This is a genomic window from Okeania sp. (assembly GCF_983059655.1).
Genome location: NZ_CEZPJD010000785.1, coordinates 1 through 3,678, shown reverse-complemented (window position 1 = coordinate 3,678; position 3,678 = coordinate 1). Strand labels below are relative to the sequence as shown.

The 3,678-nt window shown below is 35.6% G+C and carries 2 protein-coding genes; both read left to right on the top strand.

Going from position 1 to position 3,678, the window contains the following annotated elements:
* Nucleotides 1–2,256, top strand: a 2,256-nt coding sequence (locus AC3DU7_RS28335; protein ID WP_488042597.1) for a pentapeptide repeat-containing protein, incomplete at its 5' end; no start/stop codon positions are given.
* A gap of 258 nt (nucleotides 2,257–2,514) precedes the next feature.
* The gene (hypB, locus tag AC3DU7_RS28330; RefSeq protein ID WP_488042596.1) at nucleotides 2,515–3,366 is read left to right on the top strand and encodes a hydrogenase nickel incorporation protein HypB; all 852 of its coding nucleotides are present in this window, start codon (nucleotides 2,515–2,517) and stop codon (nucleotides 3,364–3,366) included.
* Nucleotides 3,367–3,678: the final 312 nt, after the last annotated feature.

Below are 3,678 nucleotides of genomic sequence, written 5' to 3'. Positions count from 1 at the left end.
AAATATTATGCAATGAAAGCTAGTGAATTACTGAGGCGATATAGAGAAGGTGAAATAAATTTCCAAGGGGTAAAACTCAGGGGTGAATCTCTCAGAGGACAAAACCTTTCGGGAGCAGATTTTAGTGGTGCGGATATTAGAGGAGCAGATTTTACAAATGCTAATCTTAAAGGTGCTAAGTTTTCTGGAGCAAAAGCAGGATTACAAAGTTATCAAGAAATTCTTTTAGTATGTGTAGCCTTTTTGCTAGCAACAGGACTTGGAATATTTATTGGATTAGTAAGTTTTTTCGCGCTGGATTTACTTGGTTCAGTCAACATAAAAAAAATCGTTTTTCCCATGAACATTACTGTAGCATTAACGTCTATACTTTTCTTTTTTTTAGTTTCTTCTGGTTATCAGAAAGCAAAAGAAGCTCGTAGCTACAACATAGAACAGCACATAACTGTATATAGCTCTCTAGCCTTAGCACTTTTGGGAATTGTAGTTTTAACTGTTTCAGTAGTTCTAGTTTATTCTGGCAACTTTTCTATAGTTGTAGCTCTAACTATGTTAAGTGGTGTAGTTTTAATGACAGCACTTCTCTTAGCTCTTATGATGGCTGGAGTTAGTATTCTAGCTGGCTCATTAGCTGTAGCTGTAATTTTGCTAGGATTAGTTGCTGTGGCTAGTACTGTAGCGAGAGTTTTTGTAGAAGGTGGTCAGTTGAGTATAACTTGGGCCATTATCTTTGTTGTAGCGATCGCAGCTATTGTCGGATTACTAGCTACTTACATCGGTTTTGAAGCCTTAACTGGAAATCAGAGATTCGCTTGGATTCGGATGATTGCAGTTAATTTTGCCGCGTTAGGTGGTACTAGCTTTCGCCGAGCCAACTTAACTGAGATAAACTTTACTAGAGCTGTTCTCAAAAGTACAGATTTTCGAGAATCTATTCTACATCAAACTTGTTTTATCGGTGCGCGTAAATTAGACCGTTCAAGACATGAAAATCCTAATTCTTCAATAATTGCAAATCCATCTGTTCGATATTTGCTTGTTCATGGCGATGTTCAAAATAATCCATACACTCAAAATAAATCCTACGATGGAGAAAATCTCAGAGGTGCATTTCTCAAAAGTGCAAACTTACAAGATGCTAGCTTTATAGGTGCGGATTTAAGCAAAGCTAATCTCCAAGGTGCAAACTTACAAGACGCTAGTTTTATCCGAGCAAATCTTAACCAGGCTAACCTCCAGGATGCTGACTTATCAAGAGCAAAATTAGTACAAACCCAATTAGATGAAGTAAACCTAACAGGAGCAATTCTCACCGGAGCTACTATAGAAGATTGGGGTGTCACTAGACATACAAAATTACATGGAGTCAGATGTCGTTACATCTTCATGCGCTTACCTACAAAAGACGACCCCAACCCTCGCCGGAAACCCGATAACTGGCAAGAAGAATTTGAGAATGGAGACTTTGCCGACTTTATTAAACCCATAGTTGATACCCTTGACCTTTACCACAACCAAGGAGTTGACCCTCGCGCTATTGCCATTTCATTGAAGCAGTTAGCCGAAAAGCATCCAGATGCAGAGTTAGAAATAGTAGCGATGGAGAAACGAGGACGAGATAATCTTCTACTTCGTCTAGCAACTGCTCTTGGGGCTAACCTTTCCCAGTTAAATGCTGAATATTTTCAGACTTATAACGAAATAAAAGCTTTAGCTGAGGCAGAAGTAAAGGCACTTTTAGCTGAAAAAGATAATAGGATTTATAATTTAGAGAATATGATAGTAACGGCGTTACAGCGTCCTAGTTTTTATACACAAACTTATCAAAATAAAGGAGATACTTTTATGGCTGATACCACTAAAAATGACTTTAGCGGTGGAAATTTTTCTCAAGGAGTTGTCAATGTTGATAAATCTCAAGGTAACCGAGTAGACGGACCAATTTATGCCAACCATGTAGGCGGAATAATTAATAATTATCCTGCCGAACAAAAGCAAAACTTAGCAGATGCAGCAGTAGAAATTCAACAACTTTTACAACAACTCGAACAAAATTATCCCAATGCAACAGAAATTGAAAAACAGAGTTTTTTAGCTGTAACTTTACAACAAGAAATCAAGCAAAATCCCACATTAAAAGCCAGACTAATTAACGCTTTAAGGGAAGGAGGAATCGAAGCATTGAAAGTATTATTTGGTCCTATTGGGATTCCTATTGAAATGGTCAAAGGTTGGATTGAGGCAGAAACTTCATAGTTTATCTAAAAAGTAGGTGGTGGCTACATCTTAATCCACCGAATGTTAATGGAAAACTTTGCTCAAATGACTTACAAATAACAAAATAAACATTAACTATATAGTAAAGTATTTCTACTGCCACTAAACTACAAATGAGGAAGTTCAAAGATTAGCAAAACAAGCTGAAACAACAGATTGAATATTTTGGCAATTTAATTAATCTAATAAAAGCTCAAGAACTGAAAATAAGATAAAAGAAATAAAGGTACAAAAATCATGTGTGTAACTTGCGGTTGTTCCGGTAATAATCAAATTACTATTACTAATTCTCAAACAGGAGAAAAAATGACAGTAGATAAGCATCATTCCCATACTCATACTCTCCCAGATGGAACTATTGTTACTCATACTCATTCTGATGATCATATTCCTGAACATAATCATCAGGAAATGGCAGCAGTTCATGCCAAAATGCACGAAACAACTATTACTTTAGAACAGAAAATTTTACAGAAAAATGACCTAATAGCTGCCCAAAACCGAGGTTGGTTTAAAGGTCGAAATATTCTGGCATTAAACTTAGTTAGTTCTCCTGGATCTGGCAAAACTACTTTATTAGCTCGGACGATTAACGATTTAAAATCTGAGTTAACATTTAGTGTCATAGAAGGTGACCAAGAAACTATTAATGATGCAGAAAAAATTCGCCAAACTGGTTGTAAAGTTGTACAAATTAATACTGGTAAAGGCTGTCACCTGGAAGCTGGAATGGTAGAGAAAGGTTATACAGAATTAAACCCTCCTTTAAATTCAGTTTTAATGATTGAAAATGTGGGTAATTTAGTTTGCCCAGCTTTATTTGATTTGGGTGAAAATTCTAAAGTTGCGATTTTATCAGTAACTGAAGGAGAAGATAAACCAATAAAATATCCCTATATGTTTCGGGAAAGTCAGGTAATGATTCTGACGAAAATTGATTTATTACCTTATGTACAATTTGATGTTAATCGTTGTATTGAATATGCAAAACAGGTAAATCCTAATATTAAGATTTTCCAGGTTTCTGCCACAAGTGGGGAAGGCTTAAATGATTGGTATGAGTGCTTGAAAAATCAAATTATTCTTTAAAAGGTAGTTAAATAATTAATAATTAATAATTAATAATTAGGGTTTGCTGATTAAATCTCAAATAATTGCCAGATAAAGGTTTTAGCCTTTTTAGGTATTGAAAAAGTACATGGTTTTCAGCTTTTCATGGTCAAAAAGTTAGCATTTTTAGCGCATAGTTTGGTAAAAAAATTCTCCCCTACTCCCCCGCCCCCCTACTCCTTAAAAAGACTTTTTCAGCAAGCCCTAATTAATCATCACTCCTGAATTCTGACTCCTGACTCCTGAATTCTTTAATACTTCTATAAACCAGGCAAATAAACTACACGGAAA